This window comes from Oceanobacillus sp. J11TS1 (assembly GCF_018333215.1).
Taxonomy (GTDB): Bacteria; Bacillota; Bacilli; order Bacillales; family Amphibacillaceae; genus Oceanobacillus.
Genome location: NZ_BORO01000001.1, coordinates 322,754 through 341,832 on the forward strand (window position 1 = coordinate 322,754; position 19,079 = coordinate 341,832).

Annotated in this window: 19 protein-coding genes and 2 other annotated features; of the genes, 11 read left to right on the forward strand and 8 right to left on the reverse strand. The window is 37.1% G+C overall.

All coding sequences use genetic code 11. The annotated features are described in order from the left end of the window. Positions 1-117 precede the first annotated feature (117 nt). Positions 118-247 (forward strand) — a sequence feature (ribosomal protein L20 leader region). 65 nt (positions 248-312) lie between these two features. From infC to KI343_RS01505, 5 genes are all read left to right on the forward strand, one after another. After that, positions 313-819 (forward strand): translation initiation factor IF-3, encoded by a 507-nt coding sequence (gene infC / locus KI343_RS01485; RefSeq protein WP_212924808.1) that lies wholly within the window; start codon positions 313-315, stop codon positions 817-819. 32 nt (positions 820-851) lie between these two features. Continuing rightward, on the forward strand, positions 852-1,046 hold the full coding sequence (rpmI, locus tag KI343_RS01490) for a 50S ribosomal protein L35 (RefSeq protein ID WP_212924654.1): 195 nt from the start codon (positions 852-854) through the stop codon (positions 1,044-1,046). 38 nt (positions 1,047-1,084) lie between these two features. Continuing rightward, a complete protein-coding gene (gene rplT, locus KI343_RS01495) occupies positions 1,085-1,441 on the forward strand; it encodes a 50S ribosomal protein L20 (protein ID WP_212924655.1) in 357 nt (118 codons plus the stop codon). A 335-nt stretch (positions 1,442-1,776) separates the two neighbouring features. After that, on the forward strand, positions 1,777-2,088 hold the full coding sequence (locus tag KI343_RS01500; protein WP_212924656.1) for a DUF1294 domain-containing protein: 312 nt from the start codon (positions 1,777-1,779) through the stop codon (positions 2,086-2,088). Positions 2,089-2,183: 95 nt separating this feature from the next. Beyond that, the gene (locus KI343_RS01505; protein WP_212924657.1) at positions 2,184-2,816 is read left to right on the forward strand and encodes a TVP38/TMEM64 family protein; all 633 of its coding nucleotides are present in this window, start codon (positions 2,184-2,186) and stop codon (positions 2,814-2,816) included. Positions 2,817-2,936: 120 nt separating this feature from the next. On the opposite strand, the gene KI343_RS01510 is transcribed toward KI343_RS01505, so the two are convergent. Continuing rightward, complete coding sequence (locus tag KI343_RS01510; RefSeq protein ID WP_212924658.1) at positions 2,937-3,335, reverse strand: sigma-w pathway protein ysdB; 399 nt, start codon at positions 3,333-3,335, stop codon at positions 2,937-2,939. Between the two features lie 227 nt (positions 3,336-3,562). Here KI343_RS01510 and KI343_RS01515 point away from each other — a divergent pair, with 227 nt between their 5' ends. The 3 genes from KI343_RS01515 to KI343_RS01525 all read left to right on the forward strand — a co-directional run bounded on the left by KI343_RS01515 (position 3,563) and on the right by KI343_RS01525 (position 6,433). Beyond that, positions 3,563-4,054: a dUTP diphosphatase gene (locus KI343_RS01515; protein WP_212924659.1), complete on the forward strand. Its 492-nt coding sequence runs from the start codon at positions 3,563-3,565 to the stop codon at positions 4,052-4,054. 119 nt (positions 4,055-4,173) lie between these two features. Next, positions 4,174-5,259, forward strand: a complete 1,086-nt coding sequence (locus KI343_RS01520) for a M42 family metallopeptidase (RefSeq protein WP_212924660.1) — start codon at positions 4,174-4,176, stop codon at positions 5,257-5,259. 190 nt (positions 5,260-5,449) lie between these two features. Beyond that, the gene (locus KI343_RS01525) at positions 5,450-6,433 is read left to right on the forward strand and encodes a ring-cleaving dioxygenase (RefSeq protein ID WP_212924661.1); all 984 of its coding nucleotides are present in this window, start codon (positions 5,450-5,452) and stop codon (positions 6,431-6,433) included. Between the two features lie 77 nt (positions 6,434-6,510). Here the strand turns inward: KI343_RS01525 and KI343_RS01530 are convergent, their stop codons facing one another. The 7 genes from KI343_RS01530 to sspI all read right to left on the reverse strand — a co-directional run bounded on the left by KI343_RS01530 (position 6,511) and on the right by sspI (position 14,251). Then, positions 6,511-7,662 carry a glycerate kinase family protein gene (locus KI343_RS01530; RefSeq protein WP_212924662.1) on the reverse strand — a complete coding sequence of 384 codons (1,152 nt, stop codon included), beginning with the start codon at positions 7,660-7,662 and terminating at the stop codon, positions 6,511-6,513. 301 nt (positions 7,663-7,963) lie between these two features. Beyond that, positions 7,964-8,602 (reverse strand): lytic transglycosylase domain-containing protein, encoded by a 639-nt coding sequence (locus tag KI343_RS20300; protein ID WP_212924663.1) that lies wholly within the window; start codon positions 8,600-8,602, stop codon positions 7,964-7,966. Positions 8,603-8,838: 236 nt separating this feature from the next. Beyond that, on the reverse strand, positions 8,839-9,513 hold the full coding sequence (locus KI343_RS01540; protein ID WP_212924664.1) for an ABC transporter ATP-binding protein: 675 nt from the start codon (positions 9,511-9,513) through the stop codon (positions 8,839-8,841). Next, the gene (locus KI343_RS01545) at positions 9,497-10,648 is read right to left on the reverse strand and encodes an ABC transporter permease (RefSeq protein WP_212924665.1); all 1,152 of its coding nucleotides are present in this window, start codon (positions 10,646-10,648) and stop codon (positions 9,497-9,499) included. The genes KI343_RS01540 and KI343_RS01545 overlap by 17 nt, the downstream gene beginning before the upstream one ends. Then, complete coding sequence (locus tag KI343_RS01550; RefSeq protein ID WP_212924666.1) at positions 10,645-11,865, reverse strand: ABC transporter permease; 1,221 nt, start codon at positions 11,863-11,865, stop codon at positions 10,645-10,647. The genes KI343_RS01545 and KI343_RS01550 overlap by 4 nt, the downstream gene beginning before the upstream one ends. Positions 11,866-11,911: 46 nt before the next feature. Next, a complete protein-coding gene (locus KI343_RS01555; protein ID WP_212924667.1) occupies positions 11,912-13,519 on the reverse strand; it encodes a DUF6583 family protein in 1,608 nt (535 codons plus the stop codon). Between the two features lie 516 nt (positions 13,520-14,035). Further along, positions 14,036-14,251, reverse strand: a complete 216-nt coding sequence (gene sspI / locus KI343_RS01560) for a small acid-soluble spore protein SspI (protein ID WP_212924668.1) — start codon at positions 14,249-14,251, stop codon at positions 14,036-14,038. A gap of 102 nt (positions 14,252-14,353) precedes the next feature. Between sspI and KI343_RS01565 the strand changes: the two genes are divergently transcribed. The 3 genes from KI343_RS01565 (at position 14,354) to pheT (ending at position 19,024) form a co-directional block, all read left to right on the forward strand. Then, positions 14,354-15,091: a TrmH family RNA methyltransferase gene (locus KI343_RS01565; RefSeq protein ID WP_212924669.1), complete on the forward strand. Its 738-nt coding sequence runs from the start codon at positions 14,354-14,356 to the stop codon at positions 15,089-15,091. Between the two features lie 134 nt (positions 15,092-15,225). Beyond that, positions 15,226-15,462, forward strand: a binding site (T-box leader). Positions 15,463-15,539: 77 nt separating this feature from the next. Beyond that, positions 15,540-16,574: a phenylalanine--tRNA ligase subunit alpha gene (gene pheS, locus KI343_RS01570; RefSeq protein ID WP_212924670.1), complete on the forward strand. Its 1,035-nt coding sequence runs from the start codon at positions 15,540-15,542 to the stop codon at positions 16,572-16,574. A gap of 20 nt (positions 16,575-16,594) precedes the next feature. Then, positions 16,595-19,024: a phenylalanine--tRNA ligase subunit beta gene (gene pheT, locus KI343_RS01575; RefSeq protein ID WP_212924671.1), complete on the forward strand. Its 2,430-nt coding sequence runs from the start codon at positions 16,595-16,597 to the stop codon at positions 19,022-19,024. The last annotated feature ends 55 nt before the right edge of the window (positions 19,025-19,079 follow it).

Consider the following 19,079-nt stretch of genomic DNA (forward strand, 5'->3'; position numbering starts at 1 on the left):
ACCATTGACATCCCCGAAAAACCGTGCTATGATTCAATAGTTGTTTAAAACAAAAGGATACAGTCCTTGACAAAAAAACGATAAAATGCTATATTATAAAAGTTAATGATATGATCTAAAGACAAGTAGAAGCACCCGCTTCTCACCTGATTGACGCCTTTTAGGTAGTTAACTGGTTCATCACGATTCATGTATACGAATGAGGAGATGTGTGGGTGCAAGTATGTACCGACACTTTTTTTATGTAATGAAATGACTTGTCCAGATAGATCAGTAACAAAATTTCGGAGGTGGCTGGCTATTAGCAAGGATATGAATGTTAACGAAAAAATTCGTGCAAGAGAAGTTCGTCTCATTGATTCAAATGGAGATCAGCTTGGAGTAAAATCACGTAATGAAGCATTAGATATTGCTCAGAAACGAAACCTTGATCTAGTATTAGTTGCTCCAAACGCAAAACCACCAGTATGTCGTATTATGGACTATGGGAAGTATCGTTTTGAGCAGCAGAAGAAAGAGAAAGAAGCTCGTAAAAAGCAAAAGATAATCAATGTGAAAGAAGTACGTTTTACTCCTGGTATTGGGGATCATGACTTTGAAACGAAGCTTAAAAATGCACGTAAGTTCTTGGAAAAAGGGGATAAAGTAAAAGCTGCGGTTCGCTTCCGTGGGCGTGCGATTACCCATAAAGAACTAGGCAAGGAAGTACTTGATCGTTTCGCTGAAGAAGTGAAAGATATTGGTACAGTAGAAACAAAACCAAAAATGGAAGGCCGTAATATGTTTATGATGGTTGTTCCATTAAACGAAAAAAAATAAGCTTTTATTGCAATGACTAGGAGGAAAAAATTATGCCTAAAATGAAAACTCATAGCGGTTCAGCAAAACGTTTCAAAAAAACTGGATCTGGAAAAGTAAAAAGATCTCATGCATTCACTAGCCATATGTTTGCACACAAATCTCAGAAGCAAAAACGTAAACTACGTAAAAGTGCTATTGTTTCTTCTGGGGACTACAAACGCATCAAATCAATGTTGCCAAAATAATAAATTTAGATATGTAATTGAATCAGGAGGGATTTCTTATGCCACGTGTTAAAGGTGGAACAGTTACGCGTCGTCGTCGTAAACGCGTCTTAAAATTAGCAAAAGGTTATTACGGTTCAAAACGAACTCTATTTAAAACAGCAAAACAACAAGTTATTAAATCAGGTCAATACGCTTATCGTGACCGCAGACAGAAAAAACGTGATTTCCGTAAACTTTGGATTTCTCGTATAAACGCTGCTGCTCGTTTAAACGATATTTCTTACAGCAAATTAATGCACGGTTTGAAACTTGCTGGTATTGATATTAATCGTAAAATGCTTTCTGATTTAGCAATTAATGATGAAAAAGCATTTAGTCAATTAGTATCACAAGCAAAAGATGCGTTAAAATAAGATAGATAAAAAGATCGCTTCTAATTTGGAGCGATCTTTTTTTGTTGTCCAGGAAATTATAATATTGTTTGCGTGTGGATAAGTATTTATAGAAAAATAGCCCCGTCCAGCTCCAAGCGTCAAAAACTAGGAGACTTCGCGGCGGTCATCATCGGTTCGTCACCTCACCGTGATTCCTTTATCTCAGTTACGCCGCTCCAGTCTCTACGTTTTTAAACGGGCGCTCTGCGCTTTTATTCTCTTTAAAGAAAGAATGTTCGATATTGCGGGAAGTGCTCTTTTTCTTTATGATAAAGAGGAATCGTTTAATCATAGAATTAAATCAGGAGGAAGAAATGGAGAACTTATCATCATTACTTATTTATTTGTTTATTGCAAATGTAATAGGATGTTATTTCATGTTTAAAGATAAACAGAAAGCAAAGCAGCATGCTTACCGTATCCCTGAACGAACTTTTTGGTTATTAGCTATTTTAGGAGCGAGTATAGGGATTTATATTGGCATGCAATTATTTCGTCATAAAACAAAGCATAAAAGCTTTACAATTGGGATTCCAATTTTTATAGTCGTTAATTTTATCAGTTTTATAGGCTTTACTTTCTTTTCAGAAGAGATTTTGCATTTTATTTCTTCAATTTATGAGTAAGAGGGGGGTGGAGAACTCTTTTATCATAGACTGCTCGTCTTGAAACATATAATAAATAGAAGTAAAACCAGCTTCCTTCAGAAGGAGGGGTGGCCATGGAATACGTTGGGAATTATTTGCTGGTGATTATTGAGATGGGCGGTGTGCTTTCCCCGCTGCTATTTATTATTCTCCATCTCGTTCGGCCAATGTTATTCTTACCAGTTGTCTTTATCTGTATTTCTGGCGGCATTTTATTTGGTCCAATTGCAGGAAGTGTTTATTCTATTATTGGAATAACAATGGCTAGCTTAATTTTTTATGTTATGGCGGGTTGGATGCCAAAATCGATTGAGAAGCTAATTATTATTAAACAGCGGCTGCTTGGTAAAAATACAGAAATGACCACAGCGCAAATTACGTTATTACGTCTCGTTCCATTTATTCATTTTCACTTGTTATCATTATGCCTCATTGAATCCAATCAATCTTTTAAAGGATACGTAAAATCTTCTCTTATATCCAATATCCCTCTAGCAATTATCTATACAAGTATTGGCGGTTGGATTTCACAACTTTCTCCACTCTATATCGGTATTTTTATTATTGCATTGCTTCCTTCCTTATATTTTTTAAGGAGAAAAGAAATTATTATTCAGTGGCAAGAATTTTTTGCAACTTCACCAACCGAACCCGAGCGCAGAGGCTTAACAAAAACATCGTGTCACGTAAAAACAACCAGTTCTTGATTATAAGAGCTGGTTGTTTTACGTTAACAGTAAGATGAAATTCTACTGAACAGGAGGGATAAAGATGAAACTTTTTCATTGTTGGAATTGTAAAGAATAACCAATTCCTGTCGTAGCTGGTTATTCTTTTGTAATCTCCGTTATAATAAGTTCATTAATCGGATGTTTCCAAGTGACGGAAGCATGGGGATAATGGATCAGTATTTCCTGCTCTAAAAAATATAAATCTTCTCTGGTTAACCCGCGAAGCTCTAATGGGTTTTTAACCGTTACATGAATATCAACTACTTCAAAAGCATCTTCTGTGGTCCCTAAATATTTCTCACCAATAAAGAGACAACCTTTATAAGTTAGTTGAAAATTTTTCTTATTGTTATTTTGCTCATCAAACAAATAGAACTCTTTGTTTTCTTGAGAAAGACGCAGTTTGCGCTCTGGATTTTTTAAATATTGAATCCATGTATAAATTAACAGTGCAATTGCTATCACTAATAATACTCGAAAGATAATGATGACCATAATTATCTACTCCCTTAGCACATCCTATTATCCCTTCATACGAATGGGACAACAAAAAGTTTCAAGAGAAATATATTTTATTATAAAAATGTAGAAATTTATGGCTCTGATAAAAGAATCGTTTCATGGACTTGGTTAATAATTAGGAAATGATACTGTTTCTATAAAAAGCTTTTCTAAAAAGTCTGTGATAAAATGGAAGAGAACATGGACGAGGAGGCGTTACTTTGGATTGGAATCAACTATTTGAAATGCAGCAGGAATTAGATACATATATTGAAAACAATCATGATCTGTCAGAAGTGAATTTATTTCATGAAAAGCATCTAGCCTTGCTGGTAGAGCTTGGTGAACTTGCAAATGAAACAAGATGCTTTAAATTCTGGAGTACAAAGCCGAGGAATGACCAGCAAGTTATTTTAGCAGAGTATGTAGATGTGTTACATTTTTTAATGTCCATTGGTATAGAAAAGGATTTTTATTATCAATCTGGGGGAAAGCTAGACCTGGAGGATGACATAACAGAATCGGAATGTTTTTATCAAGTATATGCGAAGGCCATCGCTTACCGGGAAATACCTACAAATGAAAATTACCAGCAATTATTTAGCTGGACCTTACAATTGGGGAATCAGCTTGGGTTTACGGATAAGGATATTCAACAAGCATATTTAGAGAAAAATCAAATCAATTATCAGCGTCAAGATGAAGGCTATTAAATCATTTTCGCAGTAAACTGCAAGTATAATCTGATTGGTACAACTAACATTCCATCTGGTTGAAAGTTATGCAACCTTAGTTGGGATGAAGTTTCACTTTATAAAGGAGAGATTTGAATATGGAAAAGTTAGATAACACCTTAACTATGCTTAAAGATTTAACAGATGCAAAAGGGGTATCAGGAAATGAAAAAGAAGTAAGGGAAGTATTTGAACGCTATATTAAACCTTATGCAGATGACGTAACAATCGATAATTTAGGCAGCTCCATCGCTAAAAAGGTTGGGGACGAGAATGGGCCAAAGATTATGATTGCGGGACATCTGGACGAAATTGGCATGATGGTAACACGCATTGATGAAAATGGCTTTTTATATTTTCAGACAGTTGGAGGCTGGTGGAACCAAGTAATGTTGGCCCAACGTGTAACAATCATGGGGTCAAAAGGGGATTTAACTGGTGTTATTGGTTCTAAACCGCCGCATGTATTAACTGCTGAAGCTAGAAAAAAACCATATGAAATCAAAGATATGTTTATTGATATCGGGGCAACGAGTAAAGAAGAAGCAGAATCCTTCGGTGTAAAACCAGGAGATTCCGTAGTTCCTTATTTTGAATTTACTCCATTAAAAAATGAAAAATTACTCATGGCAAAAGCTTGGGACAATCGTATTGGCTTGGCCATTGCTATTGACGTATTAAAGGAATTAAAAAATGAGCAGCATCCTAATACAGTTTACGGTGTAGGTACGATTCAAGAAGAAGTGGGGCTGCGTGGTGCAAAAACGTCAACGCATGCGATTCAGCCGGATATTGGTTTTGGAGTTGATGTGGGTATTGCAGGAGATACACCAGGTATAGCCAAGCAAGATGCGGATAGTAAACTTGGAGAAGGTCCTCAAATAGTACTTTACGATGCTTCGATGATTTCTCATAAAGGACTTCGTGACTTCGTTGTCGAGACAGCTGATGAAAATAATATTCCTTACCAATTCACTTCTATGGCTGGCGGAGGGACTGATTCAGGCTCCATCCACTTGACCGGCAATGGTGTTCCGTCTCTTTCTGTTACAATAGCAACACGCTATATCCATTCACATGCAGGAATTCTGCATCGTGATGATTATGAGAATGCAGTGAAATTACTGGTGGCGGTTATTAAGAAACTAGATCGTCAGACAGTAGACGCGTTAATTAAAGCTTAATAATAATCCTTTGCCGTATGTTTTTAGAGTTTCTTAAAAATGTACGGCTTTTTAATGGACAAAAAAGTATTTATGGAAAGCAGAGATAGAATCTGCTTGTAAAAGAAGCAATTCTTGACAGCAGGAAGCAGTTATGGTAAATTACATTTAATTCAATCATTTTTAATTAAATATAAAAGGAGATTTTCTGATGAATCCAATCCGTGGGATGCACCACGTTACAGCAATTACAAGCAGTGCAGAGAAAAACTATGAATTTTTTACGTATGTGTTAGGCATGCGCTTGGTAAAGAAAACAGTCAACCAAGATGATATACAAACCTACCATTTATTCTTCGCGGATGATGAGGGAAGCGCTGGAACAGATATGACATTTTTTGATTTTCCGGGAATCCCAAAAGGTTCGCATGGAACGAATGAAATCTATAAAACATCCTTCCGTGTACCAAACGATGCAGCATTGGAATACTGGGTAAAACGATTCGATCGCCTAGGGATTGGGCATACTGGAATTAAACAGCAGTTTGATGTGAAGACGTTGTCCTTTTCTGATTTTGATGATCAACAGTATCAATTCGTTTCAGACGAGAATAATGCAGGAAGAGAATCAGGGAAACCATGGAAAGAAGGACCAATCCCACTAGAATATGCAATTACTGGACTCGGCCCTGTTGTGATACGCATTGCAGATTTTAATTTCTTTAAACAAGTATTAGAGCAAGTATTTTTGTATAAAGAGATTTCTAGTGAAGAATCCCTTCATCTTTTTGAAATTGGAAAAGGAGGAAATGGTGCGCGAATCATTGTAGAGCACAACGAAGAATTACCTCCTGCTATTCAAGGTTACGGAACTGTGCACCATGCAGCATTATGTGTGGATGAACGAGAAGATATAGAAAACTGGAAACAAAGAATGGAACAATTTGGTTTTCGGACTTCTGGATTTGTAGAAAGATTTTATTTTGGTTCATTATATATTCCGGTCGCACCGCAGATTTTATTTGAGTTAGCTACGGCGGGGCCTGGATTTATGGAAGATGAACCTTATGAAACGTTAGGAGAGAAATTGTCTTTACCTCCTTTTCTTGAACCGCAACGGGAACAGATAGAAAGCCAGGTAAGAGAAATGGATACCGTTCGCAGCAATAAAAAAATAGAAAAGGAATATGAATAGGTTTTAAGAAGCTATCATATAAAAAAGGATTCGTTATCAATTAGTAATACACGAATCCTTTTACTTAATATGAAGATTTAGAGTGCGCTCTTTACTTTAAGAATCCGGGCAATATTCCTAGCCAATCCCTCTAAAAATTCCGGGCCATTTTCTAACGCATGCTTCTGTTCACAGGGAGATTGGATAATGCTAAAAGCAGCGTCGATTCCGTATTCATATACTTTCTCATAGTTTGGTCCGAGCGTCCCACATAATGCAATCACCGGGATGTTGTTTTGTTTTGCTGCTTTTGCCACTCCAATAGGTGTTTTTCCATAGATTGTCTGCCCATCAATTTTACCTTCTCCAGTAATAACAAGACTGGACTGGGCAATACGATTATAAAAATCAGTTTCTTTTAAAACAATCTCTACACCTGGTTTAAGTGTTGCTTCTAAAAATGCAATTAAACCAGCACCTAGACCGCCAGCCGCTCCAGATCCAGGAATATCCTTTACAGATTTTCCTGTAAAACGTTCCTGCACGTCATGATAATGACTTAACGCTTGGTCGAGCAGATGGACCATTTCCTTACTTGCACCTTTTTGCGGTCCATAAACTGCGCTCGCACCGTCAGCCCCTAAAAGCACATTATCAACATCACAGGCTACAACTATTTCTGTATTTTTTAATCTGGCATCCAGTTTAGAAATATCAATGTGATCAAGATCAATTAAATTTCCGCCGCCACAATCTAGTTTCTCGCCATTACGTTGATAAAAATGAGCTCCTAAAGCTTCCAGCATACCAGCACCACCATCATTTGTAGCGCTTCCACCAATTCCGAGAATAATTTTAGAAACGCCGTGGTCCAGCGCAGCCATAATTAATTCGCCGGTTCCATAGGTGGTTGCGAGCAAAGGATTTCTCTTTTCAATTGGGACTAGTTCCAGCCCTGAAGCTTCTGCTGCTTCCAGAATAGCTGTCGACTTGTCTCCAGATATTGCATATGCTGCACGAACAGGATCACCCATCGGATTGGTAACCGTTTTATAATAAATCCTTCCCTCGAGTGCATCAGCCAATGATTGTGTTGTGCCCTCACCGCCATCAGCCATTGGGATGATTTCAAACGCAGCTTCATCTCGGAAAACAGTACTGAATCCTCTAGCTATTGATTCTGCGGCTTGTTTAGCTGTCATACTTTCTTTAAATGAATCGGGTGCGATAACGATTTTTTTCTTATGCATGTAAGTCAACTCCAATCGATTAATTAGTCACTAAGCTAGCATTTATAAATACAGCGCTAATGTTTATAATAATTTGGTTGCAGAAGTGCTGCTTAAGCGAAATCTGAATTTCCTAAAACGAAAAAGAGGGAAGAGGGGAGTTAGTACATTTTGCAATCTTATTGGTTCGTTTCTTGAACGTTTAGATATGAATAAACAGTAAGGAATCAACTGTAAAATAGATTCCTTACTGTTTGAAATAAATATTTATTAAGGCGGAGGGGCAGCATTTATTCTATACGCTATTATAATCAACAAAAATCTATGCAAATGAACGGTATGTATTCATTACGTTCGATACATAAGCGGTTGTTTCTTTAAACGGTGGTACGCCACGATGTTTATCTACATTTCCTGGACCGGCATTATAAGCTGCTAAAGCTAATTCTACATTACCATCATATCTTTTTAACATTTGACTTAGATATTTTGCTCCGCCTTCAATATTTTGCTGAGGATCATAGGAATTCGTAACGCCTAATCCTGCCGCTGTTTTTGGCATTAATTGCATGAGCCCTTGAGCGCCAACGGAACTTGTTGCGTTCGGGTCGTAATTTGATTCCTGCTTAATAACAGCATGAATTAAATTTTCACTTATATGATACTTGTTTGCCATTTTTTGAATGATTGCCTGAAATTTAGATCCCTCGTTTGTTGCTTGGTTTACGGGGGAGTTCCCCAATGCAGCCGTTTGAGCCAGCGGCGATGCTATAAAAGTAGACTTAGAGATATTAGAACCAAAATCCTGTGCTGTACGCTGTTCTGCTTCTTGAATTCGCTCTAATAGCAGTTGTTGAAAAGATTTTGCGCCGAAACCAGTGTTCTCTGTACTATGCGAAGCAGCTGGAATCGAAGATAAAATCTGCAAAGGATTCGTTTGTTGATTTGTATTAATTTCCATTAATTTTCACCGTCCAAATTAACTAAAAGATTAATTCTTTGTGTTTACTCATTCATATTGAAAGAGCTAATAAAACAACAGGTTAGCGAAAGCAGTATAACTTTCTTCGTAACGGAACAAACCTGTATGGATAGGGGATTATCTCAGAAACGTTTTTCTTTGATATGATTTTTACTCAGCTCTTTGAACGAACTATATCACTATTATTCTATCTGTTTTAAAACGTTAAGGCAATATTATATAGAGATAATTTTCATGTTTGCTTCACGTAATAGATTTTCATAAAATGGATCGTTCCCTATGCATATCACGGCATGGCAAATACTTTTAATCTCATCCATATCATGTGAAGTATACATAATCATTTTATGGTCATCTTGTGCTTTCTGTTTTAGATATTGGGCAATTTCTTTTTTTGATCGCAAATCAATGCCGACAGTCGGCTCATCTAATAATAAAAGTTCAGGATTATGGATTAAGCTAATCGCCATATTTAATTTTCGCTTCATCCCGCCGGAGAGCATGTGAACTGGCTCTTTCCATTTTAATAATTCCATATCCTCACAAAGCTGTTTTAATTCGTCTTTTGATCGATTTACCCATGAGAGCTTTTCAAAAAAAATCATGTTTTCTTCCACTGTCATGTCTTCCCATAAAGCAATATCCTGCGGGACAAATCCGACCAGCTTACGAAGCTGTTTACGATTTTTCTCATACGTCCATTCTCCTAAGCGAATACTGCCGGTATTTGCTTTTGAAATAGTTGCTAAAATACGCAGCAGGGAGGATTTTCCTGCACCATTTTCACCAACTAAGCCGATAATTTCTCCTGAATTAACTTGAAAAGAAAGATTTTCAAGGACTTTCTTTTTTCCAAAGGATTTAGATATATTATCAATTTCTAGCTGCATTATTGTAAACTCCTTTCATACACCAAACAATCAAACAAATGGGACCTAGAATTGTCCATCCGCTCCATGCTTGTTCATAAACAACCTGCCGTAATGGATTGAGATAAGCAATCCACGGGTAACTTGCGTAGACGCCATCCATTGGTATAATAATTCCACTTATGATGATTGTTACCAAAACGATAAGAATAGCGGTAATATAGTAGGAGAGGAGCTTTTTAAAAGATAATCCTACTAAAAAGACAAGCATACAAATCGTCAAACGAAAACTAAGTATATATCCAAATTGTGGTAAACTCCATTTTTCATCATATAGAAAATAGAAAGCTATCCATGCAAACATGTCTAAAATAAATAATCCAAAGCTGTAAAGGATAAAGTTATATATCAAATATTGACGTAATGAAAAACGATGAAAGATAAATCGAATACGGGTGCTTGCGTTTCTTTCTTTTATCAGCCAGTCAAATAGAAAGAAAGTAGATAAAAGAGTAAATACAGACCATAGTCCCCAAGGATTTTGGAAGAGAGAAAACCCCGTATCTGCGCTTGTTTTTGCCTCTTCACCGAGTAAAGTAAAGTTTGTAAAGAGTAAGTTTTCGCTTTCTTCAATGGAATAAATCTTGTCAATTACTTCTTGATAAGTTGGGACAGAAGAACTTTTAAGGGACTCTCCTAAATCCATAATCGTATAGGCTGTTTTTGATTTTCCGCTATCTTCCTGAACAAACGAGGCAATCATTTCAACAACTGGTGTATATCCCATCGATAAATCAGTTCGGTAGCTTGTTATTAAGCGATTGCGCTGTCCGGATTGAATGGCATCCGCATAGCCCTCTTTAATGATAAAAGCACTATCTAACTCGTGTCTAGTTACCATTTGTTTTGCTTCTGTTTCATTTTCCATTTCGATTACTCGAATTAAATCGGATTTATCTAATTTTTCTTTCAACTGGATTGCTATTTCAGAATCTTCCTTCAGAATAATTCCGACTGGTATTTGACTCTGATTTTGCATAGCCTCAGAGCCAGTTAGAAAAATCCATGTTAATAATATAGGTAAAACAAACCAAAATAATATAGAAAGCAGATGCTTTTTCAAATGTAACCAGCGAGTCGTTATGATATCCATCATATTTTTCGCTCCCTCCAGCTTGATAATCCTAGTAAAACAAAGACTAAAACACCAATGACTAGAAGACTAGCGGTGTATTCTGCATAATGTCTTTGATTTAGCACCATTTCCTGCAGCCAATAAAGACTATTATAGGCGTAAGAATAGGAGAGGTAATCCTGGATCCCCACTGGTAAGTAAAGCGTCGGAATAATTGCGCCGCTAAACAGGATTAAGATAAACACAAAAAGTATTTGTATGAATAACCGGAACTTTAACGACGAAATAAGCACTTCCAAAATAGCCAATGAGAGGATCAATCCAATTTGATAAATGGAAATGAGCAAAGTTGCACGCATGATATTCTCCTGGTCAAACTGAATATCTAAGAAATAAAGCAATGAAAAGAAAGAAAGACAAGCTAAAATCAAAGATACCACACCTGTGACGAGTATTTTAGCAAGTATTTGTCTAAATTGCGTAGCTCCGTACAATTGCATACGTTGACGAATCAATGGTGGATTTTCTTTTGTGAAAAAGTAATAAAGCGAAAACAGCCATAAACTGCTAATAATAAACCAAGCTCCTAAGCTAAAATAAGCGGCAGGGGAGGAGCTGGCTTCATTTGCTAAAGTTTGTTCCCTTATTACCTGATCTCTGCCAACTGTATAAAGAAGAAAATCTTGGAATTGCTCAAAAACAAAGTCATTTCTTGCCTCATCATCCATTTGAAATTGTTTCGCATAATAATTAATTGCTAGAATATTAGCTTGTGAGGAACGGATATGACGAACGACACTTTGGAGGGTTTCGTTAATCATAAAACTTTCTACCCGCTGCTTACGGTTTCCAACAATAGGAACTTCGACAGAATGCCCTTGATATAGGTCTTGGATAAACCCTTTTGGAAAAGCGATATATGTACTTAGATTATTTAATTCAATCTGCTGGATAGCTTCTTCCTCGGATAATTCATTGACTTCTAAAAAATCAATAAAACCAGAGGATTGTTCTAATAATTGAACCATCATTTCCGTTTCAGCTGATTTATCTAAATCAACTAAACCTAATTGAATGGGTTCATTTTCATCCTGGGTAAAAAAACTGACAACAATAATCATCATAAGTCCTGCTAAAAGAAACGGAAAGATGAAAAGAAGAGGAAGTGAGTACCACTTCCTCTTAAGTTGCCGTATATGATTTTTGATAAAAAGCCCAGTCTGCTTCATAAAAATCATGATTATGCACACTCTTTTCTTTCTAATTCAATCATTTATGGAGTACTTAGAGGCCAAATTGTGCTAACCATTGCTCAAGTTGACGACTAAAGTCACCTTCAAAGTATTCTTGAAGTTCTGCAGCGGACATCGCGCCAAGATCAACGACGTTCGACGTATCGACACCTTCTACAGCGTCAATTACAGAACCTTCCACATCTAAGTCCATCGATACATTTTCGATATATCCAGGGAAATCTAATGCAATATTATTGTTTGAATTCATTTGGTCTCCATCATAGGTAGAATCACCAGTCCAGCTGAGGTTAAGTGTTTCATTATCTACTGTGAACTGCAGCTGGCGATCGAAATTGCGAGTAGAACCATCTACGGATTCATCTCCAGTGTAAGATGCGGCGAACTGAACTGGAGCATAACCATCGTCAACCGCAAAAGTAAGGTTTGCGCTATCTGTGACAGCGTCTCCGTCACCTTGGAAGTCACCATCAAACCCAATAGATACTTCTTCGTGCTCACCGTTCATTGTTAATGTTTGGTCAAAATATAGTTGCTTATCATCAAATAATTGTCCGCCTGATAAACTGATATTCAATAGTTTTTCACCCTCAGGAGCTAGACTGATAGAAGTGTCACGCTGCACAACTTTGTTATCAGATACCCAAAGTGTAGACTGGAGTCCATCAGGGAATTGGAAGTTTTTAATTTCTTCAATGCCTTGGTCGATGGCATTGTCAAATTCTTTTAATACTTGATCAATTTGTTCTTCCATTACTGCCGGGTCTTCTAGTGGCATAGAAGCAGTTTGTTCAAACTGTCCCTTAAGAATTTCTTTAAATTTATTGTCACCTTTCATCTTTTCTAATACAGAAGTGATGACAGATTTAAGTTCCTTTTCTGAAAGATTCATAGTGATTTTTTCAGCACTGATAGAATCACCGTTTACTTTTACATCTTCTTTTTCACTTTCAAACGCCTCGTCTGGAAGCTCCTCATAGATGAACATGAGGTATTCATCTTGGATGTATTTTTTTTCTTCATCCGTTAATAGGGCACCATCATTTTCAAATACAAGTTCTTCAATACCTAATTGCTCATTACCTGTAAAAGTATAAGGGTCGATTTCAGCTAATACACTGCCGAGATCTTCATCAGAAATCTTAAGAATTTCTTCCAAAAATGGAAGTTGTGCGTACACATCAGAACCTTCAATATAGCCGGCTATACCGCTGAAGTCTATGCCTCCAACATTTACGGATAACTCACTGTATGCCTGTTTGTTCTTCATATCTGTTTCAGAATCCATTGTAAGCTGTGCGTTAGAAAGCATAGCAATGATTTGAGGATCTGCATAATATGAATTTTCAAGCCCTTCAAGGTTTAAACCAAGATTCACGGTTTGAGAAACAGGGTTCTCCATTGATTTTTCATACCAATTCACTTCATCCTCATATTTTGTTTCAAAAAAGTTTTGCATTTGTTCTATTGAGTTTTTCTCAGCTTGGAAATAAGTAGCTTTCGGTGTAGATGCTGTCAGGAAGAATGCAGCTGCACCCCCGACACCCAGTACGATTACAGCGACTATAATAGCAATAATCCCTTTTGATAACCCTTTCTTCTTTGGCTGTTGCTCCGTATCATTATTATTTTCTACCAAATTACATGCTCCTTTCTTGTTTTTAAATTCGTGCAATTTGCACATTTTTAAATAGGAATAAAAGATTAGCGTATGTAGTCTTGCCAGGCTGCTATTCCTTTTTCCCATATTATAAATTATATTCGTCAGCTGAGAATTAGAATCATAAATTTATAATATGAAAAACTGCCTCAATCCGTTATATCATTAAAGGGTATTTGTAGTCAAACCCTTTTTTAGAATGTGCTTTTGCTCCGAATATTATTTCTCGAGTTGTGATGGAGCAAAAACAGATTTTAGGACAAGAATGGCTTTCTTTTATTCTCTTATCCAATACGGAAGAGGGTCAGAAAAGGTTTCAAAGATTGCTAGATTTGCCGCGTTTTTTAACTTCACCGACAATCTCATATCATTTATACGCACAACCAACGCATAAAATACACAGAGATTTCTGAGGGGAGATTAATAACCCACGGGAAGCTCTGTGTATTTCTATTTGAGTGATTAGATACCTTATTTTAGTTCATGCTCTAAAAATTATAGGTCGTTTTGAACCCCTGATGCTAAAGAAGAAATCATTTCTTGTTTTTCTTCTTCGTTTGAGTGTTTCCAAATCAGCTCAAATAATACACCGAGACCAGGGAGCATTTTTTCTTCTCCGTTATTAATTGCATCAACAATAGTTGCTTCAAGTTGCTCTTGGTTATTATTTGAAATGTTAGCATAAATCGCTTTGCGGATATTTAAATCCATCACCACTCACTCCTTCTTTGTGATATTAATCGTAGTTTGACCACAACTTATTAATTTATGTATGATGTATTTAGAATTTAAAAATTGGATAGGATGAACATAATGATTACATCTGTTAAAAATGAAAAAATAAAAGCATTAAAGAAATTACACCAAAGAAAATACCGGGCACAAACAAATACGTTTTTAATTGAAGGAGAGCACCTAATTGAAGAAGCGCTGTTAAGCGGCTGGGAAACAAAAGAAATCATTGTTTCGGAAGAGGTTCGTACTCCTGAAATAGCCAGTGATCTGCCTATCACAGAGGTAACAAAGCAGGTGTTTAAAGAACTATCCTTTACCGCTTCACCTCAAGGTATTATGGCTGTGGTAGAAATGAAAACGGAACATGTTGCGGACGGGCAAGTGCTTGTGCTGTTAGATGCTATTCAAGACCCGGGAAATTTAGGAACGATTATCCGAACAGCTGATGCGGCGGGAGTAAATGGCATTATACTTGGTCGCGGCTGCGTTGATTTATTTAATGATAAAGTTATCCGTGCAACACAAGGATCTATCTTTCATATACCTATTCTCCAAGAGAATTTGGAAGAAAAAATTGTCCATTTAAAGGATGCAGGATATAGCATTTGGGCGACAGCGTTAGAAGCTGCAGACAACTATAAGATGCTGCCAATCCCTCAAAAGACAGCCATTATCTTTGGAAATGAAGGGGCAGGTGTCCAGGAATCATTGTTAGAAAAGGCAGATACAAGGGTAACAATTCCGATATTTGGAAAGGCAGAATCATTAAATGTCAGCATTGCGGCAGGCGTCTTATTATATTATTTAAAGAATTAACCTTGCAAGTAAGCGATAATTTTTCTATAATGTCTTTATTCAATGAAATAATTATTTATTTCAAAGTGAGCGGTTGATCCGTTATATTAGCGAATTGACCTGGTGTTACAATAACATTTAAATGAGAACAAATAAGAAATGCAATGAAGGAGCCAGTAATTAACAGGATAAAGTGATATAGGGAGGGAATGCCTTGACTGAAAGCATTTCTATCATTTATGTTAATTACATTTCACTCTGGAGCGGACACTTGGACCATATAGTAATGTAAAGGTGATTCGGATGCCATCCGTTATAAGGCAAGAGTTGGGTTGGATTTTTATGTCCAGTCAACAAGGGTGGTACCGCGACCATATAGCTTCGTCCCTTTTTTGGAGACGGAGTTTTTTTATGTTTCTAGGAAGTCCATTAAACAATAAGGAAGTAATAAAAGGAGGTATTTAAGACAATGAAAGAAGCATTGCAAGCAATTGAATCAGAGGCGTTAGCTTCGATTCAAAAGGCAGAGAGCAGTCAAGAATTACAAGAGATGAAAGTGAAATACTTAGGAAAAAAAGGTTCATTAACATCCGTTCTTCGAGGCATGGGGAAATTATCGAAGGAAGAACGCCCGGTTATTGGAGAACTTGCAAATAATGTTCGTGAATCCATTACGGAAGCATTAGAAACTAAGACAGAAAAATTAGAAAGAGAAGCACTAAATGAACAGTTAGAGAATGAAACGATTGATGTGACACTGCCTGGAAATCCTGTGCATGTTGGCGGCAGACATTTATTGACGAACATTATGGAAGAGATTGAGGATTTATTTATTGGCATGGGCTATGAAGTAAAAGAAGGACCAGAGGTAGAAACAGATTACTACAATTTTGAAGCATTAAATTTACCTAAAAACCACCCAGCTCGTGATATGCAGGATACATTCTTTATCACCAATGAATTGCTGTTACGTACGCAAACGTCACCCGTTCAAGCTCGTACGATGCAATCCTATCAAGGGGAACGTCCAATAAAAATGATTTGTCCAGGAAAAGTTTACCGCCGGGATACAGATGATGCTACCCATTCTCATCAATTCAGACAAATTGAAGGTTTAGTTGTAGATAAAAATATTACATTAAGTGACCTAAAAGGTACATTAGATGTTTTTGCGAAAAAAATGTTTGGGAAAGACCGTGAAATTCGCTTGCGTCCATCATTCTTTCCGTTTACAGAACCATCTGTTGAGATGGATGTATCTTGCAAAGTATGTGATGGAGAAGGGTGTTCTGTTTGTAAACAAACTGGCTGGATTGAAATTCTGGGCGGCGGTATGGTTCACCCGCGCGTGCTTGAAATGAGTGGGTATGATCCATCTATTTACAGCGGATTTGCATTCGGAATGGGGCAAGAACGTATTGCTATGTTGAAATATGGCGTGAATGATATTCGTCATTTCTATACCAATGATGTACGTTTCTTGTCACAATATCATCAGGCGTAAGAGAAGAAGGAGGAGAGTACATGCTTGTTTCCTATAATTGGTTACGAAACTATGTCAATTTAGATAAAATAACACCAGAAGAATTAGCAGAAAAAATAACACGATCTGGTATTGAAGTTGAAGGAATAGAATACCTGGCTCCTAAGACTGAAAATATTGTTGTTGGATATGTGAAATCCTGTGAAAAACATCCAGATGCAGATAAATTAAATCTTTGCCAAGTGGATGTTGGCGAAGAAGCGCTCCAAATTATTTGTGGTGCGCCAAACGTTGGGCAGGGCCAAAAAGTTGCAGTTGCAAAGCCTGGAGCAAAATTGCCGAACGGGATGAAAATAAAAAAAGTAAAACTGCGTGGAATCGAATCTAATGGGATGATTTGTTCTTTACAAGAGCTTGGATTAGATGAAAAATATATTCCGGCAGATGTGGCTGAAGGTATTTTTGTTTTCCCTGAAGATGCAGAGGTTGGTACTCCAGTACAAGAGTTATTAAACTTAGATGACGCTATTTTAGATTTAGATGTTTTGGCGAACCGTCCGGATGCATTAAGTATGCTGGGGGTAGCTTATGAAGTAGCAGCCCTCTTAGATCAGCCAATCCATCTACCAGATGAAAGCTTGACTGTAGATCAGTCCATCGAAGCAAAAGACTATATTGAAGTAAAAATTGATTCCATAGAAAACAATCCATATTATGGCGCTTTTATTGTAAGAGATGTTGAAATTAAGCCTGCCCCGTTATGGATGCGAAATTATTTAATGGCATCAGGTATCCGTCCGATTAATAACGTGGTAGATATTACTAATTTCGTATTGTTAGAATACGGGCAGCCGCTGCATGCGTTCGATTATGATCAGTTTGGATCAAAACAAGTACTTATTCGTCAAGCAAATGAAAATGAGACACTAGTAACTTTAGATGACCAAGAGCGTCAACTTAATGAAAAGAATCTTGTTATTACGAATGGCGAGGTGCCCGTTGCATTAGCTGGAGTAATGGGAGGCGCTAATTCAGAGGTAACAGATGAAACAACGAATATCCTGTTAGAGGCGGCATATTTCGAATCTGCTTCTGTGCGTCATACTGTAAAGCAAACAGGTCTACGCAGTGAATCAAGCACTCGTTTTGAAAAAGGCGTTGATCCAAACCGCGTGAAACGTGCTGGAGTAAGAGCGTGCATGTTACTTCAAAAATATGCAAATGCGAAAGTAGCAAGCGGTGTGGTTGAAGTAGATGAATTGGATAAATCAGAGAAGTCTGTCGTCATTACAAAAGCAAAAGTAAATCAACGACTAGGTATGGAATTAGATGAAAAAGACATTATTTCTGTCTTGACTCGTCTGCAATTTGAATTCACTCAAAATGGAGAAGAAATGATAGTGGAAGTGCCGACACGCCGCCGGGATATTTCTATCTTTGAAGATATCTTAGAAGAAGTGATCCGTATTCACGGCTATGAGCATTTACCATATACGATTCCACAAGGCTGGGTACAAGCTGGGGGATTAACAGATATTCAACGATTGCAGCGAGAAATTAAAAATTATTTATCAAGTGCTGGTTTAATGGAAACATTAACATACTCTTTGACAAACCAGAAGGATGCAAAGCGTTTCTTAACACCTGATATAGAAAAAGAACCTGCTTATTCGGTTGGTTTAGCAATGCCAATGAGCGAAGAGCACAGCCATCTGCGTTTAAGCCTTATTCCTGAAATGCTTCGTGTCTTGCAGCACAATATAGCAAGAACACAAACTGATTTAGCTTATTATGAAATTGGAAAAGTATTTGTATCTAGAGAAGAATCTGTTACGAAGCAGCCAATTGAAAATCTGCATGTTGCCGGTGCATTAACAGGTTTATGGCATAATCATCCTTGGCAGCAAGAGAAAAAGTCAGTTGATTTTTATGTTGCTAAAGGAATTGTTGAAGGGTTGTTTGCGCATCTAGAATTAGATGTTACCTTTGTTCAAACGAGAATGGAGGATATGCACCCAGGCCGGTGTGCAGAAATCAAGTTAAATGGTAATGGAATTGGCTATGTTGGACAAGTTCACCCATTAGCGGCCAAAGATTTTGATGTGAAAGAGACATATGTATTTGAAATAAACTTAGAAGCAATATTCTCTGCACATCAGCAGATACCATCATTTACAGATATTCCGCGTTATCCATCTGTTACAAGAGATATTGCGTTTATATTAGATAATGATGTCCCTGCCGGCAATGTTCAAACCGTTATTAAGGAAATAGGTGCTCCTTTAGTGAAAGACGTTTCCATATTCGATGTCTATCAAGGTGAACACATGGAAGATGGTAAAAAATCGGTTGCTTATCGTCTTCTTTATCAAGATCCAAGCCATACTCTAAAAGATGATGAAGTAGATGCGTCTTATCACGAGATTATTGAAAAAGTGAATAGCCAATTTGGATCCTATGTCCGTTCCTAAACGTGTTAAATAGAAAGCCGCTGTTACAGTTTATATTAACTGTTGCAGCGGCTTT

Excerpts from the sequence above, each read along its gene's own strand:
- KI343_RS01505 (WP_212924657.1), top strand. The coding sequence starts at position 2,184 with ATGGAATACGTTGGGAATTATTTGCTGGTGATTATTGAGATGGGCGGT.
- rpmI (WP_212924654.1), top strand. The coding sequence starts at position 852 with ATGCCTAAAATGAAAACTCATAGCGGTTCAGCAAAACGTTTCAAAAAA.
- KI343_RS01520 (WP_212924660.1), top strand. The coding sequence starts at position 4,174 with ATGGAAAAGTTAGATAACACCTTAACTATGCTTAAAGATTTAACAGAT.
- KI343_RS01525 (WP_212924661.1), top strand. The coding sequence starts at position 5,450 with ATGAATCCAATCCGTGGGATGCACCACGTTACAGCAATTACAAGCAGT.
- KI343_RS20300 (WP_212924663.1), bottom strand. The coding sequence starts at position 8,602 with ATGGAAATTAATACAAATCAACAAACGAATCCTTTGCAGATTTTATCT.
- KI343_RS01565 (WP_212924669.1), top strand. The coding sequence starts at position 14,354 with ATGATTACATCTGTTAAAAATGAAAAAATAAAAGCATTAAAGAAATTA.
- rplT (WP_212924655.1), top strand. The coding sequence starts at position 1,085 with ATGCCACGTGTTAAAGGTGGAACAGTTACGCGTCGTCGTCGTAAACGC.
- KI343_RS01545 (WP_212924665.1), bottom strand. The coding sequence starts at position 10,648 with ATGATGGATATCATAACGACTCGCTGGTTACATTTGAAAAAGCATCTG.
- sspI (WP_212924668.1), bottom strand. The coding sequence starts at position 14,251 with ATGGATTTAAATATCCGCAAAGCGATTTATGCTAACATTTCAAATAAT.
- KI343_RS01540 (WP_212924664.1), bottom strand. The coding sequence starts at position 9,513 with ATGCAGCTAGAAATTGATAATATATCTAAATCCTTTGGAAAAAAGAAA.
- KI343_RS01500 (WP_212924656.1), top strand. The coding sequence starts at position 1,777 with ATGGAGAACTTATCATCATTACTTATTTATTTGTTTATTGCAAATGTA.
- pheS (WP_212924670.1), top strand. The coding sequence starts at position 15,540 with ATGAAAGAAGCATTGCAAGCAATTGAATCAGAGGCGTTAGCTTCGATT.
- infC (WP_212924808.1), top strand. The coding sequence starts at position 313 with ATGAATGTTAACGAAAAAATTCGTGCAAGAGAAGTTCGTCTCATTGAT.
- KI343_RS01550 (WP_212924666.1), bottom strand. The coding sequence starts at position 11,865 with ATGATTTTTATGAAGCAGACTGGGCTTTTTATCAAAAATCATATACGG.
- KI343_RS01510 (WP_212924658.1), bottom strand. The coding sequence starts at position 3,335 with ATGGTCATCATTATCTTTCGAGTATTATTAGTGATAGCAATTGCACTG.
- pheT (WP_212924671.1), top strand. The coding sequence starts at position 16,595 with ATGCTTGTTTCCTATAATTGGTTACGAAACTATGTCAATTTAGATAAA.
- KI343_RS01530 (WP_212924662.1), bottom strand. The coding sequence starts at position 7,662 with ATGCATAAGAAAAAAATCGTTATCGCACCCGATTCATTTAAAGAAAGT.